We start from the raw sequence: 16,299 nt of genomic DNA, 5'->3' as shown, positions 1-16,299 counted from the left end.
CTTAAGGAATTTAACTAACCTAAAAGTGATGAATTCGAGTTATTTAGCCAAGAATGGGTTACGCCTTTTCGTACAGTTTGCACCTGCTTATGGTTTGATCACTTACTTGCTGAACCGTATACTGAAACCGGAGAACACGGTACCCACCGTACTGACGGGGCTGCTGCTCCTGCTGTTGTGTATTGTATTCGGTGTCGCCCTGATCCAGCTCGTAGTTTATAGTTATACGAGGTGGAGCCGGTTGTGGATGTTGACGGTATGCTCTGTCGCGTTTATTGCAGTGTTCCTGTTTCTGCTGTATGTGCTGCTGCCGAATATCGGTTTTTTTGACTACCTGGAGGTCGATTCGACGATTACGATGACATCTTTTGCACAGTTGGTACTACGTTATACCAATGCCCTGGTGATGGCGGGTTTTATTTATTACCATATCAGCGCCCAATATCATCATGAACAGATGCTTCAGGCAAGGGAGGAGGCGCATCGGCAGGATATCAGGAATAGGGAGTTGCTGCATCAAAAGGAGGTGATGGCCAAGAACCTGGAGATCGCTTTTCTGACCGCGCAGATCAATCCGCATTTTTTGCACAATACGATAGCTGCCCTACAGGAAGAATGTATAGTGGATAGTCCGCTCATGGCCGAGCAGCTGGCCAATCTATCGGATCTGATGCGCTACAAATTGGAGTGTACCGATGCGAATATAGCGACGATGCCGCACCGTACGGAACTGGATGGACTTAAGAAATATTTAGCGATCATGCAGTGGCGATTTCCGCAGGCGGATATTCGGTTGTCCTGTACGGGAAGGGACAATGGGCAGCAGGTATTGCCTACGGTACTGCTGGTATTGGCCGAGAATATGTTTAAGCATGGACGCTTCCGGTACGGCAATTATCCCCTCAGCATTGTGGCTGAGCTAGGTGATGCCACCGTGACGTACCGCTTTAGGAACAAGATCGATCCGCAGAGTGAGCGGCGACAGGTGGAGGGGGTAGGTATTGCAAATATCGTACGTCGTCTGGATCTGGTCTATCCGCTGCGGTATGAGCTCAGGAGCTGGAGAGACGAAGAGGAATGCTACAACGTGTACTTGCAGATCAAACAAGAAGGCCATGGACAATAGAACGACAACATTTATTGTGGATGACGAGCCTCGGGCGATAGAGAGCCTGAGACGGCAGGTTGAAATGCGCGACGACCTCTATTTGGTGGGTACGGCCACGGATCCTTATGAGGCTGTCACGGAGATCGAGCGCGTGGATGCCGAGCTGGTATTTGTCGATATGAAGATGGAAGGGATGAGTGGCCTGGAGCTGATCAAGGTGCTGGGGCCGGAGCGTACGTATATCTGCTATACAGCTTACAACGAGTATGGACCTCATCTATCTCCACTGGATGTGCCATATTACCTGCTAAAACCGACTAAAAAGGAACTTTTTGATACGATAGTGGACTTATGCCTTAGGAATATGTATATCAAAGAGCAGGGAAAAAATGCCATAGCTGACAAGGAGTTGCTAAAAGAGGGCCAACTGTTGGTGCATGTGCTCAATAAGAATGAGGACCGTAGTCTGCGCCTTGAAGATATATGGGCACTGCGGGGCAAAGGCGATGATACCTGGATCTATTACCTAGAGGAATGCATTATAGGGGCAGGGCGGCTCCGCTTGTACGAGCAACGCTTGCCCAAGTCGCTATTTGTACGTACGCACCGCAGTTATCTGGTCAATAGGACGTGCGTCCTGTCGTACAGTAGGCCCAATCGGCTCCGCCTGCAGCAAAGCGGCTTACTGGACTACGTACGATTATCGGAACGCTACAAGCATAAATTGCTAAAAGAGCTTGATTTAAAGGATAAAAAGAATGATAAAAAAGGAAAACCAACATACTAGATTTTTGAAAATATTGGCGCTTGTGGATACACAAACGGACGATGCTGCTCTGCAGGCCAACAGGATGCTTGATGTACTGGAGATTACGCGGAGCTACCTCATGGAATTTGCGGCCTATATCGCTGTGCAGCTGCAGCTCGTGGAAGAACGCCTGCTGATGCAGCAACATTACGAAGAGACGGCGCTGGATGCAACGCTGAAAAATCACTTTGATGCCGATCAACGCGGTTTTGTGCAGCAGTGGCTGCACTCCTTTGAACAGGTGGTATATCCCTCGGATGGAGAATGTCTGGTCAAGTTGTCTTCCAGAGAGATGCTGTACCTGGTACGGCTGATAAGGGATGCGGGGCTGTTGGAATTGACAGAATTGAAACATACATTTCGCTTTCTGAGCCGACATTTTTATACCAAACAACAGCGTAGACTCTCTGCGGAGAGCTTGCGTAAGAAATATAGTCAGCTGGATAGGCCACTGATGGTACGGATGGAGCAGCACTTGCGGCACCTGCTGGATATCAATAGATACTACCAGCAACGTCTGGAAAGTAGTGGAAGCTAGCACACTATGAATAATACTAATTTTATTATTAAACAGTTGTAATCATGAATTTACATGCACATTTTGGGAGGGTACAGCTCTCGTCCCCATGCTATGCGCTGGGGCAAAACATGTACGTTGAGATGCGCTGGATGCGCGAACAGATTATGGAGATATTGGAAGCGATTTATAAGTTGAGCGGGCGGCCCAAACCGCTCCTGCGGGACAACAGGTATGTAAAAGACAGGCTGGGGGTCTGTGATCGAACGATCAGGCGGTTTATTGAAAAGGGGGATCTGCGGGTGGCACAGACGATCAATAAGTTTAACTATTACCTCGCTGATGATGTCGAGAGACTGTACATGATGTACCGTTGCGGACGCTAATCTATACCGTTACAAAAGCTACCTCGAATCGATGGTAGCTTTTTTTTTCTACAACACCTACCTTTTACCTGACCACCGACCTACCTGGGGCTACTTAAACCGGGTGAATCCCCGATCAACTTCCGGTCGTTTCCCGATGCTGATGCGGTACTGACCGGGGATCCATCGGGGATCGATGCGGTAATGCTGCTCGTTATGGAGATAGAAGACTGGTGATGGAGTAGGCCCAATTAGGAGATCGGTAGCTTTTGCGATCTGTTTTTTTTTTGCTGTGTGGCCGGTATCGGACTATTTTACGGTGGATAGCGGACAGATAGCGGTCAATCGATGTGTACCTATATGTTTCTTTGGTATAGGTGATTATGTTTGTTTTGTCAAAGCAATGATATACCGGTATGAATGCTCTTTGGCTTAACAGATTTATTCATTTTTTTAAACAAAAACAAAGATGGGAAGAATACGACAGGGTGCAAATGGTGGATTCCGCGGGAAAGCGGGATCTGTAGTGGGCAGCAGCTGGAAAGGTATAGATTATATCAAAGGGCTGCCCAAGAAGAGTAGTAAGCCGCCTACAATGGCGCAATTGGAGACGCAGGCTAAGTTCAAACTGCTCATGCGGTTCCTGACTTCGGTCAATATGTTCCTGCAAGTGGGATTTGGCCATAAACAGAACAGTAAGAGTACGCCGGCAAATGTGGCGTTTCAGTTTAATCTCTTCAAGGCGATTGCTGGCGCCTATCCGAATTATACGCTGGACTATGCCAATATCAGCTTTTCGGATGGGGGCTTGTTTTCAGCAGGTACGGTGACGGCAGAATTTGATACGGACAAGATCAATGTGACCTGGGACGTTTCAGCTTCTAAAAGGTTAAACAAACTGGGGGATGACCAGCTTTTTATTCTGGCATACCATCCGCAGAAGAATGAGTTCCTGACAACTGATGATGTGCCTCTACGGGAAGATGGTACGGCTGTAATGGCGGTACCGCAACATCTGCGTCAAGGGGATATTCATGTCTGGTACTTTATGACGGATCGGACCGAAAAGCAGGTGTCGAATACGTCGTATCTGGGGCTGATCACGATCTAGGACCGATCGTGTGATTTTTATCTTTTAACCAATGGGAGCCAGGTTGCTGGTTCCCATTAACAGACCTATAGCAATGACTTACTCAAATATGGAAAGAAAGCAGAAAATAGTGTCAACGCGGCTCAGGTTTCTGTTGGCAGCGAAGGCGCTTCGGCCACTGTTACCGCTCTTAAAGGTGGGGTATAAAGAGAAATACCGCCGGGATAGGCGGGTGCGCCCGTTTAACCATGCGATGCAGCAGGTGCTCAAGAATGGCATCGTCGGGGAATATCCGGATCTACAGGTGGACTATAGCCGCATATTGCTGAGTGATGGAAGCTACGATCGGCTGTCAGCCGTTGAGTTGTCTCGCGATGAATCTGGACTACAGATCAAGTATGCGATAGATGCTGCTGGAAAGGCCGATGATGTCGTGCTATGGACAGCGCTGTGTGTGGAAAAGGAGGAGGCACTGGCAGTGCAGGGCAAGCGATCGAACGGGACTCTGCAGTCGGCTGTACCTTCTCATCTGATTGAATGTCGGTTTCACCATTATATAACGGTATGTGACCGTGATTATAAGCGCTTTTCAAGGTCGCAGTATTTGGGGATGATTTAAGGATGGTTGTCCCGAATCTAATGATTAAACACTAAAAAATGACTACACTTTTAAACACACAAACTGCTTCACATCAAGGATGGAGGTGGGGAGAAAATTTTATCTTTTCAAATATTAAATATTACTTATTCAGATGGTTAGTGTTATTTACCTTGTTTTTATATTTAATAGGAAAAGCCTTGGTATTCGTAGATCCCGCAGTAGGAGTACTCGATCTGGGCGTCCTTACGGTGGCGGTATTTGGCTTACTGGTTGGGGTCGCTGCGATATTGTGCAGCCTGTGGTTGCAGGAGCTGCTCTGGCAGCCGTTCAAAGTATTCCGCCAACACTTTAATAACCACTTTAATCAATTGACAGCATGGCAACAATGTATTCTTTATTTCTCGGTTTTCTTCTTGCTGCTCTATGCAGGGGTAATGTTGATGGGGGGAGTGTTGTAGGCTCGCTTAAGCCGCGAGTGGCTCATACTTTCTTGCTTGATCAAGAAAGTATGCAAAGAAATCAAGGCTTGGTTGCTCGGCTAAATTGTCTTCTTATTTCTGGCAATAAGACAAACTCACTTCGCTCGAACAAGTCTGATTGCTTATCAGAAATAATCGACAATTCTTTACGCCTTGCGCAACCTAGGCCGTTTTTTTGGGATAATACTAGTAGTACTTCATTACAATTACTCAATTTATCGCCTGCAAAATTTTTGACAATTGCAGTGGGATGCAGAACCTTTGTGTCAAAAATTTTAAGCGATGAGTTTTTTGCTTCCTTTTTTGCGGAAAAAAAGGAAGAGCCCCGCCACGGCTTGAGTGGCATAAGAGGTAATCGTTCTGGCATGGAAGACAAAAGAAACTTAATAATAGTTATTGCTTCAAATGAGCTAGGCGTAAAAGAAGCTACTGGCCATAATGACGGCCCTCGCGTTGAACAATACCTCCGCTATACAAACCTCGGCCCCGGCTATGACTGGTGTGCGGCCTTTGTAAGCTGGGTATATGGACAGGCGGGACTTGTACAACCTCGCAACCCTTGGAGTCCTGCTCTATTTCCGAAGGCCCGAAGCTATAAGGATGAAGGGAAAATACAGAAAGCAGATCTCTTTGGCATCTACAGCACTAAGCTAAAGCGTATCCATCACGTGGGACTGATCAAAGAAAAACAAGGACAGTACATACTCAGCATTGAAGGCAACAGTAATAACCGTGTCGAATCCAGACGTCGACATCAGAGAACTATACACAGCTATGCGGATTGGATTGATTGATAGTATTTAGATATTAGTGAAGCTTTTGACATTAGTAGTGGGAGGCACTACAATACAGTCAAACCGAGTCTACGAGCTCAGCGCAGCTAAAGGTTCGAGCGACGAGTTTTGGACACTTTTGCGGTCAAAAGTGTCACGCCTGTCCGGCATGGAGGACAACCTTTCTATAAATTTATTCAGCTATGAAAACCAAAATATTATATTTCCTGCTCCTCACAGTATGTTTCGGCTGCAAAGTAAACAAAGAAAAAAGCGAACGGCTGCAGGAAGACAGGCAGGCGCAAAGCCGTCTGGAATCTACTACTTCTTGGACGCAGTTCCATAGTCAGGACAGCAGTTTACGCTATTGGTACTATAGGGGAGACAGCACGTTCTTCTTTCATCCGGATCTCGGTCTGTGGGGCCGATCAGGTCAGTTAGCTTATGCCGAGCAGCGCGCTGTACGGACACAGCTCGATGAAGGGGTACAGCGGTATGATAGCCTAACGGCGGAGCGTAGCAGCAAGCAGCGAGAGGCGCGCTTTAGAAAATACAGCGACCTGCTGTCCCACTGGCGCTGGCTATTGCTTGGTATTCCTCTGCTGCTAGGAATCTATTGGTACTGGCCAAAGAAATGAATTTTGACAGTAAATATTGGGTGTAAAAGCGAATTTATGTAGGTTTGTATCTGTAGACCGATTATCTGCAGCTTTGTAAGCGAAGCTGTAAGGACTGAAGAGCTAAAAATATCATAAATTAGAAATATGCCTGTTATTGGTAGTTCAGGAAAAATCAAGGCAATGATCAATTAAAATTATGTTTTGCAATGAAATATTATGGAAGAATCACTTTTTAACTATTTAGACACTATTGGTAAGTTTTCTGAAGAGGAAAAACTCGGTATTATGGAGTTGATCCAGCTCCGCTATTTTAAAAAAGGAGATACGGTGCTCGAGGTCGGAAAAAAAACCGAAGATAGTTATTTGGTAATAAAGGGTTGTCTCAGATCTTTTTACATCGTAGATGGAGAAGAAAAAACGACTGAATTTTTTACCGAAGAAGATATTATTACCCCCGTATGTATACGTGATAACGCGCCTTCAAAGTATAGCATAGCCTGCCTGGAGGATACGGTACTGTTGGTTTCTAATCCCCAGTTAGAAGCGATTGGTTATTCCAGATTTCCTCAATTTGAAATGTTGTGTAGGGTGGTGTCTGAAAAAGAGCTCAACAAAAAACAGCAGCAATTAGATTCGTTCAAGATATTGAATCCCGAAGATCGGTATAAAAAGTTTTTAATAGACCGCCCGCAACTGATACAACGTGTCCCTCAATACCAGATCGCGAGTTATCTGGGAATCACACCGCAGTCGCTCAGTAGGCTACGGAAGCGGATTGTCTTCGATAAATAGAAATTTCATCAACCGTCATTTATTAACTTAAGTGAACGGATTTTACTTTCATTTCAACGTAATATTGCGGTAATAGTAATAGCAAAATTAAATAGAGATGATGATGAGCTTTTCAAAAATTAAAATAGCCGCTGTGCTGTTTGGCCTGGTACTCCTGCAAATATCGACCAGCTGTAGCAAAGATGAGGAGCCGACAGGTTCTTCTAAAAAGGTAGTCTTTAAGGCCGAGGCGTCCTCGGGTGTTTTGGTCAACTTGGTGGTATATGGCTACGACAACAACCTGACTACTATTTCTAAAGCAAATGTCCAGACCTGGACTAGCCCGGAAATAACGGTACCTGCGAATACCTCTGTAGCTACGATCTCGGCCAATGCTATGGGCGTAAATGCTTCCTCTACCTTGAAAGTGAAGGTTTTTGTTGATGGGGTAGAAAAAAGGGAGAATACCAGTACCGGAACTGCCTTATCTGCAACAGCACAGGTGAATTTGAAATAGGTTTTTACTTGGGATATAACTTATACTGGCTATAGACAAATTGCAACGCGTACGCTCGAATTGAGTGCATAATGTAGTCGAATAGCACAGGAGAAAAATCGACCTTCGATCAGTCGTGGGCCGATTTTTTGCCATTAGCCCTGCTCAGCTCGGAGCGCGCTGTGATCAATGTCAATTGTAACATGTTTTACATCGTTTGCAATAGGATTCCTTTGGATCGTACTTCACTAGGCCGATAGCTGTAATGTTGTAAGAATAATTGGCTAAAATGATGTGGGTACTTAAAACCACAAGAGTAAGAGATCGTCTTGATATCGAGATCGGTATGTAACAATAGGTGCAAAGCGTATTTTAATCTGGACTTTCGGATATAACCGAATACGGTGTCTTCGTACCGCTCTTTAAAGGCCTTCTTAAGTTTAAACTCATTGATGCCAAAAGTCCGGCTTATTTTTTTAAGACTTAGTTCTTCGGCAAAATGGCTGTCCAGGTAAGATTTTACTTCAGACAGCGTGCGCAGATCTTGACTGTTCCAAAGACTTGCCTCAATAGTCTCTGTCCCTGCTGTAAAAACCGATAGAATAATCTCTATCGCTTTGCAGCGTATGTATTCTTCGGCGAATCGCCCATGATACGAATGATCTATAAGGTTACTGATCAGAACGCTCTGATCAACAGTTATGGGAATAGCTTTTTTGAAGAATGTCCATCCATTTTCTTGAAAATGTTCCCTGAGCTGGGGCTTTGTAAAGCCCTGTGCCCGGAGCAGATCAAGTAGAAAGTCAAAGTCGATATGTATGTCGAGTACGCTGCGTGAGGAGGGGTAGAAGATGCTACCCGCTGTGGGGGGCAGATAAATAAACTGTTGTTGGCCCGAACATATCGCTATCTCTGTACCACGCGTATCGGAAAATATAGAATGACCCGCTATTTCGAACTGAAACTTGATGAGGTCTTCGGGGTGGTCTATCAAAAGCCGAAAGGGCTTAAGGACAGTCCAGTCCTGATAGCATACCACAAATTGACCAAAGTGGTGATAGTACATGTCTCCTCGTACTGCACTGTTGGATAGTGATTTACGTTTAAACCCTTTTTGAAATTCTTGTTGGGTATCCATGGAAAATACTGTTTTCAAAATAGTATCCCCATAAAACTCCCGCAAAGTGAGACTCTTCATTTTGTCCTTTTTTTGATTCTTATAATCCTTGATCTGTTATCGCTGGAGTAACAAAGTTAATACTTTTGCGCTTGTTATTTGTACTTATTCTAAATAAAAACAAGATGCTTTATAATTTATCGAAAATACAATGCATGCTATTGACGGTGGCATTATTGATCTTTGCTCCACTTTACGGACTTGCACAAAACCGGATAGCATTATCAGGTGAGGTGTATACGGCAGATGGTCGACCGTTGGCTTACGCAAATGTTAAATTGACGGGTACACCGTATACGGCACGTGTCGATGAACAGGGTAAATTCGCTATGCAGATACCCGAGGGTACTTACGTTTTGTTCGTCAGTTATGCCAACTATACCGTTACAGAGCAGGTCATCCATGCGAAAGGCCAATCGTCATTAGTCTTGCCCCGTATCGTGGTACCATCTAAGGCCAACGAACTGCGCGAAGTAGTGGTGTCCGATATTCAGAAAAATAAATTTGCACGTAAAGAAACGGACGACATTGCCAGAATGCCTTTGGCTAATCTACAAAATGCGCAGGCTTATTCCGTGATCAGTAAAGATTTTATGCAGGAGATAGCGGCAACAGATTACAACAGTGCCTTGTCGCATGTGCCGGGCGCAATCGTCACGACTGGGGTAAATGACAACGGGAATGGAATAAGCCTAAGAGGCTTTTCTAATAGTGGTACAGGAAATACCAATATGGTACGGAATGGCTTACCGATTAATTCCAGAGCCATATCAGAAATCTTCAACCTCGAGAAAGTGGAGGTGATTAAGGGGCCTTCGGCCACCTTATTCGGGGCAGAGGTGACCTCCTACGGTGGTATTATAAATAATGTGACTAAGCGGCCTTACGAGTCTTTTCGGGGTGAGGTAAATTACATTACCGGGAGCTTCGGTATGAATAGACTGACTGCAGATATCAACACTCCGCTCAATAGTGACCGCACAGCATTGGGAAGGTTCAACGTGATGGGTACGCTTAATAATGGGTTTCAGAATGCGGGTAAAGTGACGGCCATGGGATTCGCGGCGAGTCTCGCTTTTAAGGCTGGAGAAAAAACTATTGTCCGATTCGATGCAGACGTGTATAACACGACCAAGCCATTGGTCGCTTACCTTCGGAATACGCATAAGTTGAGTTTTGCAAATCTTAAAGAATACGGGATGCCTTATGATCGTTCATTGACATCAAATGATATCACAACCAACCGGACAAATGTCAATATCAGCGCCGAAATAGAACATCAGCTATCGGAGAATTGGTCGTCGCGTACCTCTTACCTTTTTAATAATAGTGGGGATAAGGGATCTGTATTCATGGTGCCCATGGTGGTCGATGATACCCGTATCGAAAGACGCTATCGTATCTTTGATGACTATAACCTCAATTTTTCGGTTTTACAGCAGAATTTTAACGGTAACTATACCATTGCTGAGGTAAAGAATAAGGTGTTGCTCGGTGTCGATGCGACGCTTTATACGGAGAAAAACATGTTTATGGTACCTTATTTTGCTATATATGATACGGTGGGGGTGCATGATCAAGTTTGGAAGCCGCTAACACGGTCGGAAGTGGAAAACTCACGAGGAAAGCGTAGTTATGGGGATGGTGTGGACAATACGAAATACAATGTGGTTAGTGCCTATTTTTCGAATGTGACCAACATAGCAGATCGGTTGTTTTTGATGCTGAGTGGGCGGGTCAATCGATTTCATCAAGGTAAACGGATGTCTTATTCTCCAGGACAACCCCAGGTCGTAGACGAACAGGGCAACATCGAACAAAAGGGAACGGATCCCTCATACCGGGAGGTGGAAGGCTATAACCAGGTTAACTTCTCGCCCAAGATAGGACTGGTATACCAGCCTATCAAAGACCAGGTTTCCCTATTCGCCAATTATATGAATGGATTTACAAATGTAGCGGCTTCTGACGGGCTTAGTGATCCAAATAATATAGACTCGGAGGTGATCAAGAAAAACTGGCGCCCCGAGGAAGCCAACCAACTAGAGGTAGGTACTAAGGTAGAACTGTTTAATCGACTGCTGAATGCCACGGTATCGTATTATGATATAAGGGTTAAGAATCGCCTGCGCGAAGTAATAGATTATGTCTACGTGCAGGACGGAACATTTAATTCTAAAGGTGTGGAGATCGATCTTATTGCAAATCCTGTCCGGGGTTGGAATATGATATTGGGCTATGGCTATAACGATAACAAGTACGTGAAAAGTGAAGACTATTCCCAAGGATTGCGTGATGCGCATTCGCCAAAACATATCGCTAACTTTTGGACATCGTATAAGTTTTTGGGAAGTGCTGCTAAAGGGCTGGGATTTGGAGCTGGAATGAATTATGTGGGCACGGCATTGATGGATTATGAGGATGATTTTGAAATACCTGCGTATACGGTAGTCAACGCTACGGCATTTTATGATCAACCGAAATACAGGGTTGGGCTTAAATTCAACAACATCGGAAATGTAAAGTATTGGGACATATTTGCAAGGCCTCAACGACCTTTTGAGTTCTTGGCAAATATATCGTTCAAGTTTTAAATCCAGTCAGAAAGATGAGTTATATACCTAAGAGAGTACCTAAGCCGGCGGCAGAAGAAATGCCGCCAAAAAAAGCAGGTAAAACTTGGTTTGCGAAGGTTAATGCTTGGCTACACCTGTGGCCAAGTATTGTATCAGGCCTGGTAGTTGTATTTGTATGCCTGACGGGAACATTGATTGTCTATTGTGACGAGATTTTGGAATGGAGCGCTGGGGATGCTCGGTACGTCGAAGTGCAGAATCAACAGAGCACATCGGATCAATTGATTCAAGCTATTCATGATTTTGATCCCGAGCTGGAACTGTCCGAGTTGGTGTATTTTAATGATCCGTATCGCAGTATCCGCGTGCGGGCTTTTCATAAGCAGACACATAAGCTTACTTTTCTATATGTAGATCCCTACAGCGCTAAGGTACTGAAGGCCGATACACTGGCTCATTTTTTTTATATCACGGCACACCTGCATTCTGCTTTGCTGGCGGGCCCAGTAGGCAGTTGGATTGTTTTAATAGCCACCGTTATTTTCTTTATCAGCTGTGTCACAGGGTTGGTTTTGTGGTGGCCCAAGCGCTGGACCAAGAAGACGGTGCAAGATAGCTTTACCATCAAGTGGAAAGCGCGATTTAAAAGGTTCAATTACGACCTGCACAATGTCTACGGCTTCTATTCGCTCCTGTTGTGCTTTGTATTGAGCCTTACGGGTATTATTATATTTTTCCATTCTTTGGGAGATCTTATTACCTCTGCTTTTGGTGGGGTAGATGAACATATTGAAGAGGTGTTGGGCGAATATCAACCTGATCGTCCCTCGCATGATATTAACGCTTTGGCCTATCATGCGTTGGCCGATCATCCAAAAGAAAAAAATGCAGCGATATGGGTGTATGCCTTGGACGAAGCGGGTGTATATGTGTTCCGTCTCGGTGTGACGGGACTGAAGAGTACCGAAGGACAAAAGCTTAGCGTATACGACCGATATACGGGCTTATCGTTGGCTGTACCCGCGCCCCAGCGTATACATGAGGAGGTCGAAAACGTGATATGGCAACTGCATATGGGCCAGTGGTGGGGGCAGTTCGGAAAGCTATCCACCTTTCTCGCAGGTATAGTGGCTACCTCATTACCGATCACGGGCTTTTTGATCTGGTGGGGCCGTCGGAAAAAGAAAATCAAGAAAAAAACAGTAAAGACGACCTTGTCTTAGTATTTATATTCATTTAAAGATAATATGATTTATTCAACTGCTATAATTACTACACTCCTTGTCCTTTGTACGGCCCTGGGGATCTATGCGCAGAGCGGGCTGCAAGGTTCTGTGCTTAATAGCTATAATCAGCCTATTTCTAAAACCAGTGTAACCGTTTTGTCCCAAACAACCGGGGAAAGCTATCAGACCTACAGTGACAATCAGGGCCTGTTCAGGATAGATCTCCCAAAAGGAAAGTATCTGTTGGATATTTATCATATGGGCTATCAGAGACACAAGGTATTGGTCGATGTACTACCGCGCATTTGCACCGTCCTCGGTACGGTACAGCTCGTGACGGAAAGTCAGCAATTGGAAGAAATTACGGTACAGGGAACAAGGAGACTTATCGAGCACAAGAACGATCGGACGGTGATCAACGTAGAGAATAGTATTCTGGCCACTGGAGCTACTGCGCTGGAATTACTAAAGCGAGCACCTTCACTGCGGGTCGATGAGGCGGATAATATCCATATGAGAGGCAAATCGGATATTGGGATTATGATCAATGGTAAGCTTTCTTATCTATCGGACAAAGAGTTGACCAACATGCTAAAAAGTATGCCGTCGGAATCGATAAAAAGCATTGAGTTAATAAGTAGTCCTTCGGCAAAATTTGATGCCCAAGGGGTAGCTGGAATGATCAATATCGTCATGAAACAATCACCCTCCCAATCCATGTCTGGCAATGTGCATACCTTCGGCGGTGCAGGTAGGAAGGAACGTTACGGACTAGGTGCCACCCTTGGGGGGCAAAGAGATAGGTGGCGGTGGCAAGGGGCAATGGAATATGCGTACCGGGGGGAGGAGGAGTATCGAAACTTTGATCGGTTTTATACCGGAATAGAAGGAGGGAAGTCGCTTCAATACGCTATAACAGATGAGCCGCTGCGTACACAACAGGCAAGAGCAGGACTGGAATATGTGCCTACGGATAGAACGAGTATCGGTGTGCTCTGGACGGGCAATTTTGGTGTATATAAAAGTGCTAGTAAGGGGTATAACGATGTCTATGCGCTGACTGGCGATCGAACTGTACATACCCTTACAGATAATACAAATGATAGCCGTTGGCAAACGCATAATGTAGGGTTTAACCTAATACAAAAGATCGGAAAAAAAAGTGAACTGAGTGCGGATTGGGATATCCTGTACTCGACTTACAAAGCGGATCAGGTACTGCGTTCCTCCATTCAGAAATATAAAAATGGCAATTCCCAAGTTGAAGCACGTCGGAACGCGACCCCGTCAACAACAGGTCTGCAGGTGGCAAAGGTAGACTATCAGTACCGATGGAATGCGTCATTGACAGCGGAAGTCGGGGGGAAGAGCAGCTGGGTCAAATCCGACAATAATAGCCTATCGGACACCCTGAAGACTGAACAATGGGTAGCGGATTTACAGAATAGTAACCACTTTGTGTACAAAGAGCAGATTCATGCGGCCTATGCGAATTTCAACCTATCATTTGACCAATGGGGAATAAATGCAGGGGTACGTACGGAACATACCAAAGCGGATGGCGTGTTGAAAACGGATGGAACAACGCTGAACAAGGACTATATAAATTTTTTTCCAACTGTTTCAGTTCGATACGAGATGAATGACAAGAATCAGGTACAGTTGTCCTACAGTCGCCGGATTAATCGTCCAGATTACGAGGATCTTAACCCGTTTCGGTATTATGTGGATGCGTATGTCTATTGGGAAGGCAATCCACTATTGCAGCCTGAATTGGCCAATGCTTACGAACTGAAATATAGCTTTAACCGGGATCTGCTATTTTCGTTTTACTATACGGATGTAAAGGATGTTATGACTTCTGTGCTGACACAGCTTCCTAATGAAAATAAAACTATACGTAGTGTGCATAATATTAAAGGCTTTCAAAATTATGGGGTCAATATGGATTATTCTTTTTTGTTAATGCCTTTCTGGTCTACCCAGTGGAATGTTAATGCCTTTGAAAACAACTATTTTGGTAGCTTTGGAGAAGAGCAGATAGCTAATCGGTTATGGTCTTATACGGTACAGACTAACCACAATTATCGTTTGCCCAAACGCTGGTCTGCCGAATGGACAGCTGCCTATGAGAGTCCACAGACCGATGGCGTCTTTCGCCAGAAAGCAAGTGGTTATGTGTCGTTAGGGCTGATGAAAAAAATGTTGGACGATAAGCTTAATCTGAAGTTAGCTGTGGATGATATATTTAAGACAAGCCTGTACCGTACTACTTCTTCTGTGGCGAATGTTGACATGGATCAGCGAATAGATTTGGATAGCCGTATATGGCGCATCAGTATTAATTATTCCTTCGGTAAAAATAGAAATGATAGGAAGATGAAAGATAATGAGCAACAACAGCGGGTGAGGGGGATGTAACTATCTTTACTACCTTTGAGATCCTTACTTGCGGTAAGGGAAGTGACCGTATGCTCCGGGATACGACCTGTCTGATGTAACCCAGATGATTAGCCGCTACACCAATTTATAATTATCGCAACCGTGGTTACAGTAATGCTGGTTGCGATAATAAGGGTAGTTGTTCCTTCGCTGTCATGGGTAACCGTTCGGATATATCGGACTATTTTCAGTACGCGGAATAGCGGCCTTCTTACTTATACAGCAGCGCTTACTTACAAAGTCGCTGAGAATAGTGGTATGCAATGGTAGTTTTTTGAGAAATGTGTTGATTTTCTTGTTTTTACAAAAATTAGTTGTACCTTTGTGGTATTATAAGGCCCTGCCTACGCTCTTTCTGACTTTGTTAAGTTAACTCTTCACTTCTTTCAGTCCAGCTTTCTCAGATGCCATTTTAAGGTTATCAAGCATATATACAGCATTTGCTGAGTGGTATTGGATAAGTTATTTTAATTCCCCATATATTTCTGTTAACATGTGATACATGGTGTATACCAGCAATTTTTTGGTATAGTCTTGTGTTATTTATCCAGGCTTGATCGAGGATTTGCGATCTGTGGTTAGAAGATTGCTGAAACACGAAATAATAGCCTTAGATCTGCTTTTAAATGCAGATAACGCAATAGTCAAATAATTTTTTATCAATAATAGTTAATACAATGCAAGAAGGAATAGTAAAGTTCTTTAACGAAACAAAAGGTTTTGGTTTTATTACACCATCCAACGGTGGTGCTGATGTTTTCGTACACTCGACAGGTTTAGTAAGTCATATACGTGAAAATGATACGGTAACATTTGATGTAGAAAACGGCAAAAAGGGAATCAACGCAACGAATGTTCGCGTAGCAAGATAATTTGTTCATTTCATTTTTTTTTACCTTCATGCGGCAGACGAAAGTCTGTCGCATTTTGTTTTGATTATCAGATATATAATCGTATATTTACCAATAGCAAGACTGTATATAAACTTAACCCCATTAGCAGGCTTGTTCCTTATGTCAGACGAATCGTTTTATACGCCTGGTCCCCAACAGTGAATTATCGTCTAGAAACGTCGACTACCCTCTGTATTATTACAATTTTTTTTAAACAAAAGTAATTAATCCATAATATCATGAGTAAAGATCAGAAAAAGCCAAAGAGTACAACCGAGAAAAAGCAATCATCTTACCAAAAGGAAAAGAATTCCTCCTCGAAAGAAACAACGACAAATTTTTTTGATAAAAAGAAAA

The 16,299-nt window shown here is 44.2% G+C and carries 16 protein-coding genes; 15 read left to right on the top strand and 1 reads right to left on the bottom strand.

Features of this window, described 5'->3' with window-relative positions; genetic code table 11:
• Positions 1-28: 28 nt before the first annotated feature.
• From G7B20_RS15615 to G7B20_RS15565, 11 genes are all read left to right on the top strand, one after another.
• The gene (locus G7B20_RS15615; RefSeq protein WP_164112353.1) at positions 29-1,126 is read left to right on the top strand and encodes a sensor histidine kinase; all 1,098 of its coding nucleotides are present in this window, start codon (positions 29-31) and stop codon (positions 1,124-1,126) included.
• Positions 1,116-1,895, top strand: a complete 780-nt coding sequence (locus tag G7B20_RS15610; RefSeq protein WP_164112352.1) for a LytR/AlgR family response regulator transcription factor — start codon at positions 1,116-1,118, stop codon at positions 1,893-1,895. Before G7B20_RS15615 ends, G7B20_RS15610 begins: the two co-directional genes overlap by 11 nt.
• On the top strand, positions 1,867-2,454 hold the full coding sequence (locus G7B20_RS15605) for a hypothetical protein (RefSeq protein ID WP_164112351.1): 588 nt from the start codon (positions 1,867-1,869) through the stop codon (positions 2,452-2,454). Before G7B20_RS15610 ends, G7B20_RS15605 begins: the two co-directional genes overlap by 29 nt.
• A 122-nt stretch (positions 2,455-2,576) precedes the next feature.
• Positions 2,577-2,819, top strand: coding sequence for a MerR family transcriptional regulator (locus G7B20_RS15600; RefSeq protein ID WP_164112350.1), 243 nt, complete (start codon positions 2,577-2,579; stop codon positions 2,817-2,819).
• A 448-nt stretch (positions 2,820-3,267) separates the two neighbouring features.
• Positions 3,268-3,909 carry a DUF6266 family protein gene (locus G7B20_RS19530; protein WP_164122994.1) on the top strand — a complete coding sequence of 214 codons (642 nt, stop codon included), beginning with the start codon at positions 3,268-3,270 and terminating at the stop codon, positions 3,907-3,909.
• Positions 3,910-3,940: 31 nt separating this feature from the next.
• Positions 3,941-4,507: a DUF6266 family protein gene (locus G7B20_RS15590; RefSeq protein ID WP_164112348.1), complete on the top strand. Its 567-nt coding sequence runs from the start codon at positions 3,941-3,943 to the stop codon at positions 4,505-4,507.
• Between the two features lie 38 nt (positions 4,508-4,545).
• Positions 4,546-4,947, top strand: coding sequence for a hypothetical protein (locus G7B20_RS15585; RefSeq protein ID WP_164112347.1), 402 nt, complete (start codon positions 4,546-4,548; stop codon positions 4,945-4,947).
• A 284-nt stretch (positions 4,948-5,231) separates the two neighbouring features.
• Positions 5,232-5,762, top strand: coding sequence for a C40 family peptidase (locus G7B20_RS15580; RefSeq protein ID WP_240466025.1), 531 nt, complete (start codon positions 5,232-5,234; stop codon positions 5,760-5,762).
• Positions 5,763-5,944: 182 nt separating this feature from the next.
• Positions 5,945-6,379, top strand: a complete 435-nt coding sequence (locus G7B20_RS15575; protein ID WP_164112346.1) for a hypothetical protein — start codon at positions 5,945-5,947, stop codon at positions 6,377-6,379.
• 198 nt (positions 6,380-6,577) lie between these two features.
• The gene (locus G7B20_RS15570) at positions 6,578-7,153 is read left to right on the top strand and encodes a Crp/Fnr family transcriptional regulator (RefSeq protein ID WP_164112345.1); all 576 of its coding nucleotides are present in this window, start codon (positions 6,578-6,580) and stop codon (positions 7,151-7,153) included.
• 97 nt (positions 7,154-7,250) lie between these two features.
• Complete coding sequence (locus G7B20_RS15565; RefSeq protein WP_205600245.1) at positions 7,251-7,649, top strand: hypothetical protein; 399 nt, start codon at positions 7,251-7,253, stop codon at positions 7,647-7,649.
• Between the two features lie 187 nt (positions 7,650-7,836).
• Here the strand turns inward: G7B20_RS15565 and G7B20_RS15560 are convergent, their stop codons facing one another.
• On the bottom strand, positions 7,837-8,826 hold the full coding sequence (locus G7B20_RS15560) for a helix-turn-helix domain-containing protein (protein ID WP_164112344.1): 990 nt from the start codon (positions 8,824-8,826) through the stop codon (positions 7,837-7,839).
• A 104-nt stretch (positions 8,827-8,930) separates the two neighbouring features.
• Here G7B20_RS15560 and G7B20_RS15555 point away from each other — a divergent pair, with 104 nt between their 5' ends.
• From G7B20_RS15555 to G7B20_RS15540, 4 genes are all read left to right on the top strand, one after another.
• Positions 8,931-11,399 (top strand): TonB-dependent siderophore receptor, encoded by a 2,469-nt coding sequence (locus G7B20_RS15555; protein ID WP_164112343.1) that lies wholly within the window; start codon positions 8,931-8,933, stop codon positions 11,397-11,399.
• A gap of 14 nt (positions 11,400-11,413) precedes the next feature.
• The gene (locus tag G7B20_RS15550; protein WP_164112342.1) at positions 11,414-12,604 is read left to right on the top strand and encodes a PepSY-associated TM helix domain-containing protein; all 1,191 of its coding nucleotides are present in this window, start codon (positions 11,414-11,416) and stop codon (positions 12,602-12,604) included.
• Between the two features lie 24 nt (positions 12,605-12,628).
• Positions 12,629-15,028, top strand: a complete 2,400-nt coding sequence (locus G7B20_RS15545) for a TonB-dependent receptor (protein ID WP_164112341.1) — start codon at positions 12,629-12,631, stop codon at positions 15,026-15,028.
• A 698-nt stretch (positions 15,029-15,726) separates the two neighbouring features.
• Positions 15,727-15,921 (top strand): cold-shock protein, encoded by a 195-nt coding sequence (locus tag G7B20_RS15540; protein ID WP_079640669.1) that lies wholly within the window; start codon positions 15,727-15,729, stop codon positions 15,919-15,921.
• Positions 15,922-16,299 lie beyond the last annotated feature (378 nt).

Origin of the sequence: Sphingobacterium sp. xlx-96 (genome assembly GCF_011007365.1) — a bacterium.
GTDB lineage: Bacteria > Bacteroidota > Bacteroidia > Sphingobacteriales > Sphingobacteriaceae > Sphingobacterium > Sphingobacterium luzhongxinii.
Note: the sequence above shows the minus strand (reverse complement) of the source record. Positions and strands in the feature narration are given on the sequence as shown.

Bases quoted from the DNA above. Each gene is read 5' to 3' on its own strand.
- G7B20_RS15615 (WP_164112353.1), top strand. From the start codon at position 29: ATGAATTCGAGTTATTTAGCCAAGAATGGGTTACGCCTTTTCGTACAG.
- G7B20_RS15610 (WP_164112352.1), top strand. From the start codon at position 1,116: ATGGACAATAGAACGACAACATTTATTGTGGATGACGAGCCTCGGGCG.
- G7B20_RS15605 (WP_164112351.1), top strand. From the start codon at position 1,867: ATGATAAAAAAGGAAAACCAACATACTAGATTTTTGAAAATATTGGCG.
- G7B20_RS15600 (WP_164112350.1), top strand. From the start codon at position 2,577: ATGCGCTGGATGCGCGAACAGATTATGGAGATATTGGAAGCGATTTAT.
- G7B20_RS19530 (WP_164122994.1), top strand. From the start codon at position 3,268: ATGGGAAGAATACGACAGGGTGCAAATGGTGGATTCCGCGGGAAAGCG.
- G7B20_RS15590 (WP_164112348.1), top strand. From the start codon at position 3,941: ATGGGAGCCAGGTTGCTGGTTCCCATTAACAGACCTATAGCAATGACT.
- G7B20_RS15585 (WP_164112347.1), top strand. From the start codon at position 4,546: ATGACTACACTTTTAAACACACAAACTGCTTCACATCAAGGATGGAGG.
- G7B20_RS15575 (WP_164112346.1), top strand. From the start codon at position 5,945: ATGAAAACCAAAATATTATATTTCCTGCTCCTCACAGTATGTTTCGGC.
- G7B20_RS15570 (WP_164112345.1), top strand. From the start codon at position 6,578: ATGGAAGAATCACTTTTTAACTATTTAGACACTATTGGTAAGTTTTCT.
- G7B20_RS15565 (WP_205600245.1), top strand. From the start codon at position 7,251: ATGATGATGAGCTTTTCAAAAATTAAAATAGCCGCTGTGCTGTTTGGC.
- G7B20_RS15560 (WP_164112344.1), bottom strand. From the start codon at position 8,826: ATGAAGAGTCTCACTTTGCGGGAGTTTTATGGGGATACTATTTTGAAA.
- G7B20_RS15555 (WP_164112343.1), top strand. From the start codon at position 8,931: ATGCTTTATAATTTATCGAAAATACAATGCATGCTATTGACGGTGGCA.
- G7B20_RS15550 (WP_164112342.1), top strand. From the start codon at position 11,414: ATGAGTTATATACCTAAGAGAGTACCTAAGCCGGCGGCAGAAGAAATG.
- G7B20_RS15545 (WP_164112341.1), top strand. From the start codon at position 12,629: ATGATTTATTCAACTGCTATAATTACTACACTCCTTGTCCTTTGTACG.
- G7B20_RS15540 (WP_079640669.1), top strand. From the start codon at position 15,727: ATGCAAGAAGGAATAGTAAAGTTCTTTAACGAAACAAAAGGTTTTGGT.